Origin of the sequence: Paramagnetospirillum caucaseum, from assembly GCF_000342045.1 — a bacterium.
Lineage (GTDB): Bacteria > Pseudomonadota > Alphaproteobacteria > Rhodospirillales > Magnetospirillaceae > Phaeospirillum > Phaeospirillum caucaseum.
Window position 1 is genome coordinate 13,882 of record NZ_AONQ01000053.1, and the last position, 16,259, is coordinate 30,140.

Sequence of the window (16,259 nt, forward strand, 5' to 3'; positions counted from 1 at the left end):
GCGGCGCCGGAGCGATCCGGCGCCGTTTTTTTTCTCCCGGCGCCAATTTCTGGGATGTAATCCCTTTCCGTTGCAGAATCATGGGACCCGCCACTGGATATGGCGGGGACGAAGGACCAAATATGGCGGGCACGAACGATCAAATATCGGGGGAATACCCCAGACAGATTCGACCTATGTCGAATGGACTCTGGCATTAGGAATGGCCGGGGCCAGTAAACTGAATTACTCTAATTTCTGTTGGCAACTCAGGGGGGAGTGGTTGTCGCAACGGCGGTCGCATATGGGCCCCGCCTATCAGCACTAGAAATCTCTCTTTTGCATGGCTTCTTCCGCACTTCCGGTCTGTTGCCCGGGATATTTCCCGTGCGTGAAGACGCCAATGCCATTCACCAAATGAGGAGTGAGAAATGAAGAGAATCATACGGTGGGTAGGTTTGGGTGCCACTGCGGCCTTGGCTGCGTGCGCAACGCCTGCGGACGTTTCCGACGTCCACGCCATTCTCGGCTCCCGGGCTACGTCCGGCACGCCGTTTACCCAGGCGCTGTTCCAGGAGTATCAGGCTTACACCAGGCAGCAGATCCAGACGGAAGTCGAATGGGTCGACGCCTCGGAAACCGCTCGCAAGGGCTTGCGGGCCGGTAAGGGTGAGGCGGTGCCGCCCGACGAACTGAACCGCCGTCCGCTTCCGGCGCCCGCCGTTCCGGCTCTGACGGCCGCTCGGGAACGCCTGATGGGCTATTTCGCGGGGGGTGCCGCCGAACGGGTTCCGGCCGCCGCCGCCAAGGCCCAGGTGGCGTTCGACTGCTGGCTTGAACAAGAAGCCCAGAGCAACGTCAACAAGCCCTGCAAGGCGACCTTCCTGGCCCACGAGCCCATCTTGAAGAAGGTGGCTCCGGTCAGCGCGGTCGCCGCCGAGGCGGGCCGCCGCTTCGTGGTCACCTTCGCCCTGGGCTCCGCCCAGCTTTCCGCCCAGGCGCAGCAGACCCTGAAGGAAGCGGCCGCCGCCCAGGCGCAGCTGCATGCCGCCATCGTCTCGGTGACCGGCTTCACCGACACCCTCGGCTCCGCCGACGCCAACCGGCGCCTGGCGCGCCAGCGTGCCGATGCGGTGGCGGCCGAGCTGACCAAGCTGGGCGTCAATCCCGCCGCCATCGCCGAGGACGCCTTCGGCGAGAGCCGCCTGGCCGTCGCCACCGGCGACAACACCGCCGAGGCGCGCAACCGCCGCGTCGAAATCACCCTGGCCGGTCCCACCTGGTCCCACGGCGGCTATGGCGGTCACGCCTATGGTGGGCGCGGACAAGGTTGGGGCGGCTATTACGGAGGCGGCGGCTTTGCCGTGTTCTTCAACACCGGGTCCAGCCAGCTGACTCCCGAGGCGATCGAGCGGCTGAAGCAGGTGGTCGCCGCCCAGAAGAACATGAAGCCCAAGACGGTCAGCGTCATCGGCTTCACCGACCGGACCGGCTCGGCCGCGACCAACGCCCGTCTGGCGCGCGAACGTGCCCAGGCGGTGGCCGCCGAGATCAACAGGCAGGGCGGTTCCGCCGCCGCGGTCGATGCCCGTCCCGGCGAGACCTGGGGAATGGCTTCCGATGGGCGCGCCCGCCGCGTCGAGATTCTTTTCGGCTACTGACCAACCGGGCGGCGGCCGCCGGACATGCGATCCGGGCGGCCGCGCCGTTGAACATGAGATGTGGGAGCAAATACGATGAACAAGTCTCGTATCGCCGCAATGATCGCCTGTGTCCTGCCCGCCTTGGGCGGCTGCACGGGCATCCACTACGCCAGCGAGTCCAAGCCGACTAACCTCGTTCCGCCGGCTGAAATGCGTTACGTGGTGCCCGCCGGTTCCTATCAGAACGACCTGACCACCCTGGTCGGCACCTTCGCCGTCTACAACAAGACGGATCAGTCGCTGCAGGTGCTGGAACCGGTGGCCCATCCCTATGACCCCCGCACCCGTCCGGTGGTCGAGACCGTCAAGCAGACCCTGTACAAGTCGGTGGTCGACCAGACCATGAAGACCGACGTGCCGCTGATCGCCGGCGCCCTGAAGGATGCCGGCAAGGAGAACCTGGAGGTCACCATCGTCGACGAGGCCCATGCCATGGTGCCGCGCTACTCGGTGGACCTGCTGAACTACATCGGCAGCCGCTACCATCCGACCAGCCAGCAGGAAGAGATCGTCTATGTCGCCGAGGCCTGGCAGCGCCATTTCAACGCGGCCCTGCTGACCGCCAAGGAGCACAGCGCCTGGAGCGCCAACGACGGCGTGGTGGTCTACAACACCAAGACCTATGCCCGGACCGAGAACTTCAAGGACGGCCGCTACCTGACGGTTTCCGTCGTGCCGTTCTCCAAGATCCAGGCGGGCAAGGCCGAGATGGCGATGGAAGCCCTACCGGTTTCCTCGGTGACCTCCATCAAGCCGATGATGGCCAATCCCTATGCCTATACCTGGCACCGGGACGGCTGGGGGTACGGCCAGTGGGGCTGGCACGGCCAGGGCCGCCACATGGCCAAATAAGTCCGGCTTTTGCCGGGATTCCGGGGGCGGGCAGGCGACTGCCCGCCCCTTTTCCTTGGGCGGCCCGGGGATTACCGGCTTCTGGTCACCACGTCGGGCAGGTGGGTCGCCACCAGTTCGGCGAACAGGCGGAATTCGGGCGAGCGGGCGCTGGTCCGGCGCCAGACCAGATCGACGGGGCGGGACGGAGGCGGGTCGGCGAAGCGGCGCACCACGATCTGCTCGTCGGCCCGGGCCTCGGCATCCACATAGAGCGCCGGCAGGCAGGTCGCTCCCAGGCCGGTGGCCACCATCTGGCGCAGCGAATCCAGGCTGGTGGCGCGGAAATCCGGGTGCTCGCGGCTCCCGGCGGCATGGCAGAGCGTCAGCGCCGCCTCGCGCAGGCCGTCGCCCACTTCCAGCAGGATCAGCTGTTCGCCGGCCAAATCGGCGGGGGTCAGGCTGTCCTGGCCGGCCAGGCGATGGCCGCGCGGCAACACCGCCCACAGGGGTTCGCGGAACAGCGGCACCACCGTCAGGTGCTGGTCGGAGGCGGGGGCCGAGGAGGTGAGGATGAGGTCGAGCTGGCCGCTGGCCAGTTCCCCCAGCAGGCGGTCGCCGGCTTCCTCGCGCAGGTAGAGCTTGAGGTCGGGATGGCGGCGGCGCATCTCGGGCAGGAAATGGGGCAACAGATAGGGCCCGAGGGTGGGCAGCACGCCCAGGCGCAGGATGCCGCTCAGCGGGATTCGGGCGCCCTGGGCGTGTTCCTCCAGGTCGCTGACGCTGCGCAGGATGGCGTTGGCCCGTTCGGCCAGGTCCTGGCCGATGGGGGTCAGCAGCACCCGGCGACGGGTCCGCTCCAGCAGCAGGACCCCCAGGGTTTCCTCCAGCTGGGCGATCTGGGCCGACAGGGCCGGTTGGCTGATGTTGATCTGCTCGGCCGCCCGCCGGAAATGGAGTTTTTCGGCGACGGCGGCGAAACATTGCAGGTGACGCAGGGTAATCATTGGTCAATGATAGGCTTTGGTTATCGATGCCACAAGTAAAGGCGATTGGACCGGCGAGGGCGATGTTCACCAAGGTCGGATGCCGAATTCCGTTTGCAGGATGATTGAGCCATGAGCACGCTGGTTGCCAATCTGCGCTATTTCAAAGGGTCCCTGGTCTTCACCCTGATCTCGCTGGTCCTGGCGTGGTTCGTGGGCCTCGAATACGGCAAGACCGTTTCGGCGGCGCTTTCGACCCTGTTCATCGTGGCGGTGCTGGCGGTGCTGGAAGTGTCGCTGTCCTTCGACAACGCCGTGGTCAACGCCAAGGTCCTGAGGACCATGCCCCCGGTCTGGCAGCGCCGTTTCATCACCTGGGGCATCCTGATCGCGGTGTTCGGCATGCGCATCGTGTTCCCGCTGCTGATCGTCGGGATCATGGCCGAGATTTCCCCCTGGCAGGCGCTGGTCCTGGCGGCCAGCCAGCCCGAGGAATACGCCCGGGTGATGACCGCCGCCCATGTCTCCATCGCCGCCTTCGGCGGAACCTTCCTGGCCATGGTCGGGCTGAAGTTCTTTTTCGACGTCCACAAGGACGTCCACTGGGTGCGGGTGATCGAGGAACCGCTGACCAAGCTGGGCAAGATCGAGGCGGTGGAAATCGCCCTGGTGCTGATCACCCTCTACGGCGTCTCGCGCCTGCTGCCGGAAGCCTCGGTCCTGCCCTTCGTGCTGTCGGGCATGCTGGGCATCGTCACCTTCGTGGTGGTGGAAGGGGTCAGCGCCCTGATGGGCGTCGAGGAGGAGGGGGCGGAACTGGTGGCCAAGTCGGGTTTCGCCTCGTTCCTCTATCTGGAGGTGCTGGATGCCAGCTTCTCCTTCGACGGCGTCATCGGCGCCTTCGCCCTGACCAACAACCTGTTCGTCATCGCGCTGGGGCTGGGAATCGGCGCCATGTTCGTGCGTTCGCTGACCATCATGCTGGTGGAGCGGGGGACGCTGTCCGCCTATCGCTACCTGGAGCACGGCGCCTTCTGGGCGATCCTGGCCCTGGCCGCCCTGATGCTGGTGGGCAGCGTCACCCATATCCCGGAAGTGATCACCGGCCTGATCGGCGCGGTGCTGATCGCCCTGTCCTTCATCAGTTCGGTGCGCCAGAACCGTCAGGAGAGCAGTGATAGCTAGGGACTATCATATCGACGCGTAGCATCGATTGGACCTATCGGTCGGGTGCCGGCTAGTCTGGGTACCGGCTGAGACAGAAAACGCAGGTCCGTCATGAGCATTCCCTCTTTTCCCAAGCCCCCCACCCGCGGCGGGCGGCAGGACGCCATGCTGTCGGCCGAGGAGGAACTGGCCCTGGCCCGCGCCTGGCGCCAGTCGGGCAACGCGGCGGCGCGCCAGCGGCTGGTGATCTGCTACCTTCCCCTGGTGTTGAAGATGGCCGGCCGCTTCCGGGGCTACGGCCTGCCGGTCGAGGACCTGGTCGCCGAGGGCAATATCGGCCTGCTGCGTGCCCTGGACGGCTTCGACACCGAACGGGGCCTGCGTCTGTCCACCTACGCCATGTGGTGGGTGCGTGCCTCCATGTACGAGTACGTGCTGCGCTTTTCCACGCCGGTCAGCTTTCCCGTCACCGCCGACCGCAAGCGGGTGTTCTTCAAGCTGAAGGCGCTGAAGGCCAAGCTGCTGGGGCCCCGTGGCGGCCAGCTCAGCCAGGACGAGACCGCCAGCGTCGCCCGCCACCTCAAGGTGGGGGCGAAGACGGTGACCGAGATGGACCGGCTGATCAGCCTGACGCCGCGTTCGCTGGATGCGCCGCTGGTCAGCGGCAAGAGCGTCAGCCTGGGCGACCTGCTGCCCGACGAGCGTCCCGACGCCGAAACCCTGCTGGCCGAGCGCCAGGAGCGGGCCTTGCGCCGCGACGGACTGGCCCGAAGCTGGCCCGCCCTGAGCGAGCGCGAGCAGAACATCCTGGCCGAGCGGACCTTGCGGGAAAAGCCGTTGCGGCTGGAGGAACTGGCGAAGCGCTACAGCATCTCGCGCGAGCGGGTCCGTCAGATCGAGGGCGAGGCCATCCGGAAATTGCGGCGCCTGATGGTCACGCCGGACACCGCCCTGGCGGCGGGCTGAGACCGGGTTCCGGTGACCGGACTCACCGGAACCCGGGCAGGCCCCGCGGATTTCCCCCTGAAACGGCGAAAGGCCCCAGGTTTCCCTGGGGCCTTTCATGGTGCTGCCGAATGGAATCGAACCATCGACCTTACCCTTACCAAGGGTATGCTCTACCGACTGAGCTACGGCAGCGTTTCCAAGGAGCGGCGGGCCACCCCGTGAAGAGGGGCGCTTTATGCCACACTCGATATGCCGACGCAAGCGTCTTTCCGGGCCTCTTGACGCGCTTTTCGCAAGGGCTCAAAACTGGCGGCCATGAATGACGATTCCAGCCCGAAATTCTCGGCCAGGGGCCATGCCGAGGCCGCCGCCCGGAGCCGCCGCCAGGCCGAGGCGCTGCGCGCTAATCTGGCGCGGCGCAAGGCCCAGGACCGCGCCCGCACCGAGACCGGCGGCGGGGACGGAGCGGGGGGCGAGCCTTGCCCCCCTCCGGACCCTGGAGTACAAGACAGCGAGAGTTGAAAAGGGGGAGCGCCTGATGTCCGTCATGCCAGACACCTGGATCCGCGAGATGGCCAAGACGAAGGGCATGATCGAGCCCTTCACCGAGAAGCTGCAGCGCGAAGGGGTGATCTCCTACGGCCTGTCCTCCTACGGCTACGACGCCCGGGTCAGCCGCGAGTTCAAGATCTTCACCAACGTGGATTCGGCGGTGGTCGATCCCAAGGCCTTCGCCTCCAACAGCCTGGTCGACCGCGAGACGGACGTCTGCGTCATCCCCCCCAACAGCTTCGCCCTGGCCCGCACGGTGGAATACTTCCGCATTCCCAGGGACGTGCTGGTGATCTGCCTGGGCAAGTCCACCTATGCCCGCTGCGGCATCATCGTCAACGTGACGCCGCTGGAGCCCGAATGGGAGGGCCACGTCACCCTGGAGTTCTCCAACACCACGCCGCTGCCCGCCAAGATCTACGCGGGCGAGGGCGCCTGCCAGTTCATCTTCCTCAAGGGCGATTCGGTGTGCGAGACCTCGTACGGCGACCGGGCGGGCAAGTACCAGGGGCAGCAGGGTGTCACCCTGCCCCGGCTCTAGCCCCTCGGCGGCCGAGGCCTTCCTCGCCGACCCGCGCCACCATGGCGGCCGGGCGGTGGAGCGCATGGACACCCACATCTCCACCCTGTTCCTGGCCGGCGACCGCGTCTTCAAGCTGAAGAAGCCGGTCCTCCTGCCGTTCCTCGACTTCACCACCCTGGCGGCGCGCCAGGCGGCCTGCGAGGCCGAGGTGGAGATCAACCGCCGTGCCTCCCCCGACCTCTATGTCGGGGTACGGGCCCTGACCCGCGCGCCGGCCGGCGGGCTGGAACTGGACGGGGAGGGCGAGGCGGTGGAGTGGGCGGTGGAAATGCGCCGCTTCGACCAGGAGACCCTGTTCGACCGATTGGCCCGGCGGGGCGAACTGGACCGCGGGCGCTGCGACGCCCTGACCGAGGCCGTCGCCGCCTTCCACCGCGTGGCGCCGGTGCGGGCGGACAGGGGCGGGCAGGCCGGGCTGGACTGGACCGTCGCCACCAACCGCCTGTCCATGTTGGCCCGCGACCCTTCCGTCCTGCCGGTGGACGAGGTGGAGGAACTGGCCCGGGCCTCCTTCGCCGCCCTGGAACGCTTCGCCCCCCGGCTGGAGGAGCGCCGCGCCGCCGGTTTCGTCCGCCAGTGCCACGGCGACCTGCACCTGGGCAATATCTGCCTGTGGCAGGGGCGGCCCGCCCTGTTCGACGCCATCGAGTTCTCCGAGGACATCGCCTGCATCGACGTGATCTATGATCTGGCCTTCCTGCTGATGGACCTCGACCACCGGGGGGCGCGGCAACAGGCCAACTGGGTGATGAACCACTACCTGGACCTCACCGCCGATTTCGCCGGCCTGGCGCCCATGCCGCTCTACCTGTCGGCCCGGGCCGGGGTGCGCGCCCATGTCTCGGCGGCCATGGCCGCCGGCGCGCAAGGCGCGGCGCGCGAAAGGCTGGCCGCCGATGCCCGCTCCTACCTTGCCGCCGCGCGGGCCTATCTCGATCCGCCGCCGCCCCGCCTGCTGGCGGTAGGCGGCCTGTCGGGCAGCGGCAAGTCGCGCATGGGCCGCGAACTGGCTCCCTTCCTGGCGGTGCCCGGCGCGGCGGTGGTGCGCAGCGACAGCTTGCGCAAGCACCTGATGGGGGTTCCCGTCCACGACAGGCTCGGCCCCGACGGCTATGGACCCGAGGTGACGGAGCGTACCTACCGCCGGCTTTACGATACCTGCGCCGCCCTGCTGGCCGACGGCCAGGCGGTGGTGGCCGACGCGGTGTTCGCCAGGCCGGAGCAGCGCGACGCCATCGAGCGGGTGGCCCGGGCGGCGGGGGTGCCCTTCGACGGGCTGTGGCTGGAGGCGCCGGCGGAATTGTCCAAGCGGCGCATCGCCGGGCGCAAGGCCAACGTCTCCGACGCCACGCCCCAGGTTCTGGACCATCAGCTGTCCTACGACCTGGGGGCCATCGCCTGGACCCGCATCGATTCCTCGCCGCCCAAGGATGTCACCCTGGCGGCCGGCAGGGCCGCGCTGGGGGTATAGTTCCTCTCGGTTCGGGTGGATGTTCAACCCATCGGATCGGGCGCATACTATCCCGATCGCGTGAGAAGGAGAGCCGTCATGTCCGCCTTCAAGTCCATTCTGGTTCCGGTCGAGGACGAGATGTCCGCCGCTATCCCCCTGGACACGGCGCTGCGGCTGGCCGGGCGCTTTTCGGGCCATGTGGTCGGGCTGCATGTGCGCTCCGATCCCACCAACGCGGTGCCGCTGGTGGGCGAGGGCATGTCGGGCGCCATGGTCGAGGAGATGATCGGCATCGCCGAAACCCAGGCCGCCCAGCGGGCCAAGGCCGCCCGCGCCGGCTTCGACGCCGCCCTGGCCCGCAACGGCGCGCCCCTGGCCGCCGCGCCGCCGGTGGACGGGCTGTCGGCCGAGTGGCTGGAAGTGGTGGGCCGCGAGGAGGACGTGGTCACCTGGCGCGGCCGGGTCTCCGATCTGGTGGTGTTCGGCCATCCCGGCGGCGAGGCCGAGGTGGCGGCGATGATCACCCTGAACACCGCGCTGATGGCCTGCGGTCGTCCGCTGCTGCTGTGCCCGGCCGAGCCGTCGCCGCTGCCCGGCACCAATGTCTGCATCGCCTGGAACGGCAGCGCCGAGGCCGCCCGCGCCGTCGCCTTCGCCATGCCCTTCCTTGAGGGGGCTGCGTCGGTGACCATCCTGACCGTGGCCGAGCATGCCGGCGGCCCCGCCCCGGCGGCCGAGCTGGAAAATTACCTGGCCTGGAACGGCATTTGCGCCGCCACCACCATCATCCAGGCCGCTTCGTCCCATGCCGGCGAGGAATTGCTGCGCCATGCCGGCAAGAACGGTTCCGACCTGCTGGTGATGGGGGCCTATACCCATTCGCGGCTGCGCCAGCTGATCCTGGGCGGCGTCACCCGCCACGTCATCGCCCACGCGCCGCTGCATGTGCTGATGTGCCATTGATGGGGATGGAGGGAACCCGGCGGCGGGCCGATTACCGCCGTTACCGCCAACTGGTGGAGAGCCGGCCGGAACTGTTCCGGCGGCCGGCGGGGGGGATCGACATCCTGCTCGACGAGGCGGACATCCGGGCCGCCATGAGGACGGTGGCGCGGCGCAACCGGGCCAGGGGGCTGCCGCCCGCCGCGTCCTCGGTGGGCGTGCTGGCGGAGGATTCCTATATCCTGGCGCTGCGCGACGCGGTGCGCTTTCCCGACGGCTCGCTGGGCACCCACAACCGGGTGGTTTATGCCAATGACGCCCGGGGGGTCGGGGTGCTGCCGCTGTTCGAGGGGCGGATCGTCCTGCTCCGGGTGTTCCGCCACGCCATCGGCCGCTTCCTGCTGGAAATTCCGCGCGGCTCGGTGGAGGCGGGCGACGGGCTGGAGGAGACCGTGCTGCGCGAGATCGCCGAGGAAACCGGCGGCCACGTCGCCACGCTCGCCCATCTCGGACAGTCGTTCTGCGACACCTCGCTGTCCAATGCCGGCCTTGACTATTTCCTGGCGGAGTTGTCCGGGGTGGGCGAACCGCAATTGTCCGAGGGGATCTTCGGTATCGTCCAGGTGACGCCGGGCCGTTTCGCTGAAATGCTGGTGGAGGGCGGAGTCGAGGACGCCCACGCCGTCAACGCCTTCTGCATGGCCCGCCTGCGCGGGCTGGTGTGATCAGACCCGTTCGGCCAGCCAGATGGCCAGACGGCAGCCGCCCTTGACCGCCGCCGACAGCAGGGGATAGGCGGGGGCCTGCTCGGCCCCGTGCTCCAGGCCGATGTCGCGGTGCTCGATCTCTTCGTCGCGGAACCTGAGGATGGTGTCCTTGAGCGCCGCCTCGTCGTCGCCCAGTTGCTCCGCCTGCCGGGCGTAGTGCCGGTCGATGGTTTCCTCCACCGCCACGGTACAGGCCATGGCGGCCTTCTCGCCCAGCAGGGCGGTGCCCGCCCCCAGGGCGAAGCCGGCCAGATGCCACAGCGGCGACAGCAGGGTGGGCCGGGTGCGGCGCTCGGCGATCAGGCGGTTGAAGGTGTCCAGGTGCTGCTGTTCCTGTTCGGCCATGCGCTTGAGCAGCGGGCCCACCTTGCCCCCCTTGCGGCCGAGGATCGCCCGCTGACCCTGGTAGATGCGCACGGCGCCCAACTCGCCGGCCTGATTGACCCGCAGGACGCGGTCGATCAGGCCGGCATGGTCGAGGTCTCCGGGAATGCGGTTGTCGGCGGTCTTCATCGCGCGGCCTCCGAACGCTTCACCGCCCACAGCACCCCCAGGCCGAGCAAGGCCGAGAACGGCACGTTGAGGACGGCCATGGTGATGCCGTGGAACGACCAGGCGGGGGTGTCGCATTGGGCTTCCGCCGGTTTGCTCATCTCGGCCAGCAGGTCGGCCACCGCCACGGCGCCCTCCTGGCTGCCGGCGCAGACCGCCGAGGCCCACCAGTGCTGCTCGACGCCCACGTGGTAGACGGCGATGCCGCCGTTGACCAGCAGGGCCAGCCCGGCTAGGCGCAGCAGGGTTCCGGCGGGCAGGCCGTCCTTCAGCGCCAGCAGGCCGAGCAGGGCGGCCAGGGCGAACGGCACCCGCTGGATCAGGCACAGATTGCAGGGGCGCAGGCCGAACCCGTACTGGGCGACCAGGGCGAAGGCCAGGGCGGCGAGGCAGATGCCGGCCACCGAGAGGGCGATGGGGCGGGACGCGGTGTTCATTGCGCCGCACTATATAACCCGGCGCTGCGCTTGACCACCCCGTCGGGGACGAACACAATCGACGCCCATCTGTGTGAAGGAGTGGCCGTGACCCTCGACGACATCCGGGCGGGCGGCAAGGCCGCCCTGGCCCGCGCCCTGGCCGAACTGGAACGCTTTCCCGACGCCCCCGCCACTGTGGCGCTGCTGGATTCCGCCTATGCCGAGCCCCGCGCCCATGTGGTGGGCATGACCGGACCGCCCGGCGTCGGCAAGTCCACCCTGATGAACGCCCTGATCGCCGGCTGGCGGGGCCAGGGCCGCACGGTGGGCTGCATCGCCGTCGATCCCTCGTCGCGGCGGTCGGGCGGCGCCCTGCTGGGCGACCGCACCCGGCTGACCACCGATCCCGAGGACCAGGGCATCTTCGTGCGCTCCATGGCGGCCCGCGACCGCCTGGGCGGGCTGGCGGGGCTGACCGTCTCGGCCATGGTGCTGATGCGGGCGATCTTCGACGTGGTGCTGATCGAGACGGTGGGGGTGGGCCAGAGCGAAACCGATGTGGTCGGCGTCGCCGACACCGTGCTGTTCTGCGTCCAGCCGGGCTCGGGCGATTCGCTGCAATTCATGAAGGCCGGCATCGCCGAGATCCCCCATGTAGTGGTGGTGACCAAGGCCGACATGGGCGCGGCGGCGGTGCGCGCCCGCGCCGACGTGCTGGGCGCCCTGGGCCTGGGCGGCGGCGCTCATGACGGCTGGGAGGTTCCGGTGCTGATGGTGTCCTCCGCCCGGCGCGAGGGGGTGGAGGCCCTGGTCTCGGCCATCGACGGCCACGCCGCCGGACTGGCCGAGGGGGGGCGGCTGGCCGCCGCCCGCCATGCCCAGGCCGAGGCCTGGCTGGAGGAGGCGGTCCGCGAGCGCTTCGGGCGCGAAGGGGTGCGCCGTGCCGGCGACCTGTCGCTCAAGGCCGGGGCGTCGCCCTTCGTCCGGCTGGCGGAATTATCGGCTCGGTTGGGTTTCGACTCTAAAGGTTGATTAAAATTGCCGGCTCCCCTCGCAGATATTGACAACCCCCCGCCATTCGGCGGACCATCGCCAGACTGTTGTCATAGGGGGGAATGTGCCCTCGTCCGCCGCCACCGCCGCCGAGGCCGGGAAATCTGTCGTGGATCATGAGCTGCTGGAGCTCGTGTCGGCGCTGGTCTGCGTCCTGCGCCAGGGCAACGTGGTCTTCATCAATCAGGCCGGCGTCAAGGTTCTCGGGCTGGGATCGCAGGCCGACGCCATCGGCGCCGCCTTCGTCGAGTTCGTCGAGACCGATTACCGCTTCCTGGTGGAGGCCGGCTGGGAATTGCTGGCCGAGGAAGAATTCCTGCCGCTCAAGCTGATGCGGCGCGACGGCACCCTGTTCGAGGCGGAAATCCGCGTCCGCCTGATCCCCGGTCCCGAGGAGATGTTCCTGCTCGAGGCGCGCGACATCTCGAAATTCGTCAAGTCGGCCGAGGCGCTGCGCGAGCGCGAGGAACGCCTTCAGGGGGTGCTGGCCTCGGTGGCGGAAGGCATCATCACCGTCGACGAGCGCGGCCTGATCGAAACCGCCAACCCGGCGGCCGAGCGCATGTTCGGCCATGGCAAGGGCAAGCTGGCCGGCCAGCACATCAGCCTGCTGATGGGGCCGGAACTGCGTGATCAGCACGACGACCAGTTCACCCAGTACCTTTCCGGCTCGTCCAAGCTGATGGGCCGCTCGGTGGAGAGCATGGGCTATCGCGCCGACGGGTCGCGCTTTCCCATGGAGATCTCGGTCAGCGAACTGCGCTATGGCAAGGGCCGCCTGTTCACCGGCATCCTGCGCGACATCTCCGAGCGCAAGGAGAACGAGGAGCGGATCAAGCGCCTGGCCCACCACGACACCCTGACCGGCCTGCCCAACCGCAACCTGCTCAACGACCGTATCAGCCACGCCCTGGCCCGCGTGCGCCGCCACGGCGGCCGCATGGCGGTGCTCTACGTGGACCTGGACAAGTTCAAGCCCATCAACGACACCCTGGGGCACGAGGCCGGCGACGCGGTGTTGCGCGAGGTGGCGCGGCGCCTGAACAATTGCGTCCGCAGCTCCGACACGGTGTCGCGGGTCGGCGGCGACGAGTTCGTGGTGGTGGTCGAGGAGATCGGCCGCCCCGGCGAGGCCGCCATGGTGGCGCGCAAGATCATCGAGACGCTGGGCACGCCCATCGTCTACCAGGGGCATGATTGTCAGGTGGGGGCATCCATCGGCATCGCGGTATTCCCCGACGACGGCAACACCATGGACGAGGTCAGCAAGGCCGCCGACGTGGCCATGTACCGGGTCAAGCACTCGGGCCGCAACGGCTATTGCTTCTATTCCGGCACGGTGCCGGCCGACGAGATCGACCTGGCCGAGGCGCCGGCCGGCGGCTGAGGGGGCTAGCGTTTAGGCTGAAGCATTGATCCCTCCGTCATGGCCGGGCTTGACCCGGCCATCCCTGGCCCCCGGCTCAAGGCCGAGGTGACGGAGGAAGGAGCGGCATCGATTCAGCCAAACTCGAATGAACGTTAGGACTTGCCCATCTCGGCGACGATCTGCTCGCGCGCCACTTCCAGCAGCACCGCCATCTGGTGGCGGATGGCCGGCTCGTCGACCGCCACGCCGCTGGCGATGAAATCGCGGGCGATCTTGTGCCCGGCGTCGTGGTCGGTGGCGTCGAATTCCACATTGACCACCGACAGGGCGTAGGTCTTGGCGGCGTCGCCGGAAATCCCCATCCGCTCGGCGGCCCACAGCCCCAGGAGCTTGTCGCGGCGGATTTTAGCCTTGAATTCCTGTTCCTGGTCCAGCCGGTACTTGGCCTCGAAGGCTTTCTCGCGATCATCGAAGGCAGTCATGGTTCGCCGAAGTCCATACCCTTGTGACAATTGGCGCCGGCTAAGCGAAAGCGGCGAGCGCAAGCCGTGTTATAACGGGCGGAAGCGCCGCTAGAAACGGATTTTTACGCATGTGCACCCTTGTTCTGCTTCGCCGGCCCGGCCACGACTGGCCGCTGATCGTCGCCGCCAATCGCGACGAGATGAACACCCGGCCGTGGAGGCCGCCGGGCCGCTGGTGGGACGACCGCCCCGAGGTGGTGGCCGGGTTGGACGAACTGGCCGGCGGCACCTGGCTGGGGGTCAACGACACCGGGGTGATGGCGGCCATCCTCAACCGTATCGGCACCCTGGGGCCGGCGCCGGGCAAGCGCTCACGCGGCGAACTGGTGCTGGAGGCCCTGGACCACGCCGACGCCGCCGACGCGGTCCAGGCCCTGGCGGAATTGCACGGCGTGTCCTACCGGCCGTTCAACATGGTGGTGGCCGACAACCGCGACGCCTTCTGGGTGCGGGCCGACGGAAGGCGGGTGGAGGTGCATCCCATCGCCCCCGGCCTGCACATGCTGAGCGCGCTGGACCTGGACGACGGGAGCAGCCCGCGCATCGCCGCCTATCTCGACCGCTTCGGCGGCGCGGTGCCGCCGGCCCCCGATCCGGCCCATCCCGAGGGCGGCGACTGGGCGGCCTGGGCTGCGCTGATGGCCGATAGCGGCGGCTGCGGCCCCGACGGCGAGGAGACCCCCGCCATGTGTTTCCTGCGCCCCGACGGCTTCGGTACGGTGTCGGCCTCGCTGATCGCCCTGCCGGCCCCTTCGGTGGAGGAAACCGGGCGGGTCTGGCGCTTCGCCGCCGGGCGGCCTGACCGGGTGGGATATGTCCCGGTCGATGCCTGACGGAGGCGGACGCCGCCCGACCCGGCTCTGCTTCGTTTCGTTGTTTCCCGGAAGCGAGCCTGCTATACCAAGCGCGAAACTCAGGCGACGGACCCGTCCGCCGCCCCTTCGCCGTCCGCGCGTTTCCTCCATCCGACCTCCGTGGGGCGATGTGACGCGGGCGCCACCGATTTGGATTTTTTCCATGGCAAGACGCAGACAGATTTACGAGGGCAAGGCCAAGGTCCTGTTCGAAGGACCCGAGCCCGGCACCCTGGTGCAGTACTTCAAGGACGATGCCACCGCCTTCAACAACAAGAAGCGCGGCACCATCACCGGCAAGGGGGTCCTGAACAACCGCATTTCCGAATACCTGATGCTCCGCCTGGGCGAGATCGGGGTTCCCACCCATTTCGTCCGCCGTCTGAACATGCGCGAGCAGCTGGTGCGGGAAGTGGAGATCATTCCGCTGGAAGTGGTGGTGCGCAACGTGGCCGCCGGGTCCCTGGCCCAGCGTTTCGGCCTGTCCGAGGGTACGCCGCTGCCCCGCTGCATCGTCGAGTGGTACTTCAAGTCCGACGCGCTGAACGACCCCATGGTGTCGGAAGAGCACATCACCGCCTTCGGCTGGGCCACCACCCAGGACCTGGACGAGATGATGTCGCTGGCCCTGCGCATCAACGACTTCCTGTGCGGCCTGTTCCTGGGGGTCGGAATCCGGCTGGTGGATTTCAAGATCGAGTTCGGGCGCCTGTACAACGGCGACGACATGCAGATCGTCCTGGCCGACGAGATCAGCCCCGATTCCTGCCGTCTGTGGGATATCCGCACCGGCGACAAGATGGACAAGGACCGCTTCCGCCGCGATCTCGGCGGCGTCGAGGAAGCCTATCAGGAAGTGGCCCGCCGCCTGGGCATCCTGCCCGAGGGTGGTCCCCGCGATTTAAAGGGCCCCGCGCTGATGCAGTAGGGGCACTTGCCTCTTTACGTTCCCACTCGTCAAGAAACGGAAAGACCGACGTGAAAGCCAAAGTCCACATCACCCTCAAGAACGGCGTTCTCGATCCCCAGGGCAAGGCGGTGCAGCATGCGCTGGGCTCGCTCGGCTTCGGCGGCGTCAACGACGTGCGCCAGGGCAAGTACATCGAACTCGACCTGGCCGAGACCGACCGGGCCAAGGCCAAGGACGCGGTGGAGCAGATGTGCAAGGGTCTGCTGGCCAACACCGTGATCGAGAACTACGCCATCGAACTGGTGGATTGAGCGGAGGGTGGCGGTGCGGCGGCTTGTCCCCGGAGTGCTGATCGCCCTGGCCGCGGTCTGGGCCGTTCCGGCCCGGGCCGAGGACCCGATCGTCCACACCCAGCCCCTGAAGACCGAGCTTTTCGAGGACATCGTCGATGGAATCGGCGATGTTCTCGGGGTGCTGGTCGGTCCGCCCATTTCCAGCCCGTCCGCCCATCTGAACATCCCCGGCGCGGTACCGGCCGAGCCCCGGCCCGAGTCCGCCGCGCCGGCGGCGGTTGCCGCGCCACCGCCACCGGAACCGGTGCCGACGATGGCCGTTCCGGCGGCCGCCCCGGTTCCGCTTCCGCCGCCGGTGGCTCCTCCGGCGGTCA

Annotated in this window: 19 protein-coding genes and 1 tRNA gene; 15 read left to right on the top strand and 5 right to left on the bottom strand. The window is 68.3% G+C overall.

Going from position 1 to position 16,259, the window contains the following annotated elements; translation table 11 throughout:
* Positions 1 to 455: 455 nt before the first annotated feature.
* Together H261_RS16610 and H261_RS16615 are read left to right on the top strand one after the other, a co-directional pair.
* Entirely contained in the window at positions 456 to 1,640 is a 1,185-nt protein-coding gene (locus H261_RS16610; RefSeq protein ID WP_235062963.1) for an OmpA family protein, read from the top strand.
* Positions 1,641 to 1,715: 75 nt separating this feature from the next.
* Positions 1,716 to 2,534 carry a hypothetical protein gene (locus tag H261_RS16615; RefSeq protein ID WP_152426919.1) on the top strand — a complete coding sequence of 273 codons (819 nt, stop codon included), beginning with the start codon at positions 1,716 to 1,718 and terminating at the stop codon, positions 2,532 to 2,534.
* 71 nt (positions 2,535 to 2,605) lie between these two features.
* On the opposite strand, the gene H261_RS16620 is transcribed toward H261_RS16615, so the two are convergent.
* Positions 2,606 to 3,520, bottom strand: a complete 915-nt coding sequence (locus H261_RS16620) for a hydrogen peroxide-inducible genes activator (protein WP_008619764.1) — start codon at positions 3,518 to 3,520, stop codon at positions 2,606 to 2,608.
* A gap of 111 nt (positions 3,521 to 3,631) precedes the next feature.
* On the opposite strand from H261_RS16620, the gene H261_RS16625 reads away from it, so the two are divergent.
* Positions 3,632 to 4,684, top strand: coding sequence for a DUF475 domain-containing protein (locus tag H261_RS16625; protein WP_008619766.1), 1,053 nt, complete (start codon positions 3,632 to 3,634; stop codon positions 4,682 to 4,684).
* 93 nt (positions 4,685 to 4,777) lie between these two features.
* Entirely contained in the window at positions 4,778 to 5,632 is an 855-nt protein-coding gene (locus H261_RS16630) for a sigma-70 family RNA polymerase sigma factor (RefSeq protein ID WP_008619775.1), read from the top strand.
* A 98-nt stretch (positions 5,633 to 5,730) separates the two neighbouring features.
* Here H261_RS16630 and H261_RS16635 read toward each other — a convergent pair.
* Positions 5,731 to 5,806: transfer RNA gene (locus H261_RS16635), tRNA-Thr, on the bottom strand.
* Positions 5,807 to 5,929: 123 nt separating this feature from the next.
* Between H261_RS16635 and H261_RS24890 the strand changes: the two genes are divergently transcribed.
* The 5 genes from H261_RS24890 (at position 5,930) to H261_RS16660 (ending at position 9,869) form a co-directional block, all read left to right on the top strand.
* Complete coding sequence (locus H261_RS24890; RefSeq protein WP_008619777.1) at positions 5,930 to 6,136, top strand: hypothetical protein; 207 nt, start codon at positions 5,930 to 5,932, stop codon at positions 6,134 to 6,136.
* Positions 6,137 to 6,152: 16 nt separating this feature from the next.
* Entirely contained in the window at positions 6,153 to 6,707 is a 555-nt protein-coding gene (dcd, locus tag H261_RS16645; RefSeq protein WP_008619779.1) for a dCTP deaminase, read from the top strand.
* Between the two features lie 64 nt (positions 6,708 to 6,771).
* Entirely contained in the window at positions 6,772 to 8,220 is a 1,449-nt protein-coding gene (locus H261_RS16650; RefSeq protein WP_008619793.1) for a bifunctional aminoglycoside phosphotransferase/ATP-binding protein, read from the top strand.
* A gap of 78 nt (positions 8,221 to 8,298) precedes the next feature.
* Complete coding sequence (locus H261_RS16655) at positions 8,299 to 9,165, top strand: universal stress protein (RefSeq protein ID WP_008619795.1); 867 nt, start codon at positions 8,299 to 8,301, stop codon at positions 9,163 to 9,165.
* Complete coding sequence (locus H261_RS16660) at positions 9,165 to 9,869, top strand: NUDIX hydrolase (protein ID WP_040476750.1); 705 nt, start codon at positions 9,165 to 9,167, stop codon at positions 9,867 to 9,869. Before H261_RS16655 ends, H261_RS16660 begins: the two co-directional genes overlap by 1 nt.
* On the opposite strand, the gene H261_RS16665 is transcribed toward H261_RS16660, so the two are convergent.
* Together H261_RS16665 and H261_RS16670 are read right to left on the bottom strand one after the other, a co-directional pair.
* Positions 9,870 to 10,424 (bottom strand): demethoxyubiquinone hydroxylase family protein, encoded by a 555-nt coding sequence (locus H261_RS16665; RefSeq protein ID WP_008619799.1) that lies wholly within the window; start codon positions 10,422 to 10,424, stop codon positions 9,870 to 9,872.
* Positions 10,421 to 10,900: a disulfide bond formation protein B gene (locus H261_RS16670; protein WP_008619801.1), complete on the bottom strand. Its 480-nt coding sequence runs from the start codon at positions 10,898 to 10,900 to the stop codon at positions 10,421 to 10,423. The genes H261_RS16665 and H261_RS16670 overlap by 4 nt, the downstream gene beginning before the upstream one ends.
* A gap of 87 nt (positions 10,901 to 10,987) precedes the next feature.
* Here H261_RS16670 and H261_RS16675 point away from each other — a divergent pair, with 87 nt between their 5' ends.
* Together H261_RS16675 and H261_RS16680 are read left to right on the top strand one after the other, a co-directional pair.
* Entirely contained in the window at positions 10,988 to 11,914 is a 927-nt protein-coding gene (locus H261_RS16675) for an ArgK/MeaB family GTPase (protein WP_008619804.1), read from the top strand.
* Between the two features lie 85 nt (positions 11,915 to 11,999).
* Entirely contained in the window at positions 12,000 to 13,322 is a 1,323-nt protein-coding gene (locus H261_RS16680) for a diguanylate cyclase domain-containing protein (RefSeq protein ID WP_008619806.1), read from the top strand.
* Positions 13,323 to 13,456: 134 nt separating this feature from the next.
* Here H261_RS16680 and H261_RS16685 read toward each other — a convergent pair whose 3' ends face one another.
* A complete protein-coding gene (locus H261_RS16685; protein WP_008619807.1) occupies positions 13,457 to 13,786 on the bottom strand; it encodes a DUF1476 domain-containing protein in 330 nt (109 codons plus the stop codon).
* A 110-nt stretch (positions 13,787 to 13,896) separates the two neighbouring features.
* Here H261_RS16685 and H261_RS16690 point away from each other — a divergent pair, with 110 nt between their 5' ends.
* The 4 genes from H261_RS16690 to H261_RS16705 form a co-directional block, all read left to right on the top strand.
* Positions 13,897 to 14,661, top strand: a complete 765-nt coding sequence (locus tag H261_RS16690; RefSeq protein ID WP_008619809.1) for an NRDE family protein — start codon at positions 13,897 to 13,899, stop codon at positions 14,659 to 14,661.
* Positions 14,662 to 14,845: 184 nt separating this feature from the next.
* Complete coding sequence (gene purC, locus H261_RS16695) at positions 14,846 to 15,610, top strand: phosphoribosylaminoimidazolesuccinocarboxamide synthase (protein WP_008619812.1); 765 nt, start codon at positions 14,846 to 14,848, stop codon at positions 15,608 to 15,610.
* Between the two features lie 50 nt (positions 15,611 to 15,660).
* A complete protein-coding gene (purS, locus tag H261_RS16700; protein ID WP_008619816.1) occupies positions 15,661 to 15,903 on the top strand; it encodes a phosphoribosylformylglycinamidine synthase subunit PurS in 243 nt (80 codons plus the stop codon).
* A 13-nt stretch (positions 15,904 to 15,916) separates the two neighbouring features.
* On the top strand, positions 15,917 to 16,259 hold a 343-nt coding region (locus H261_RS16705; RefSeq protein WP_200860262.1), incomplete at its 3' end, for a hypothetical protein.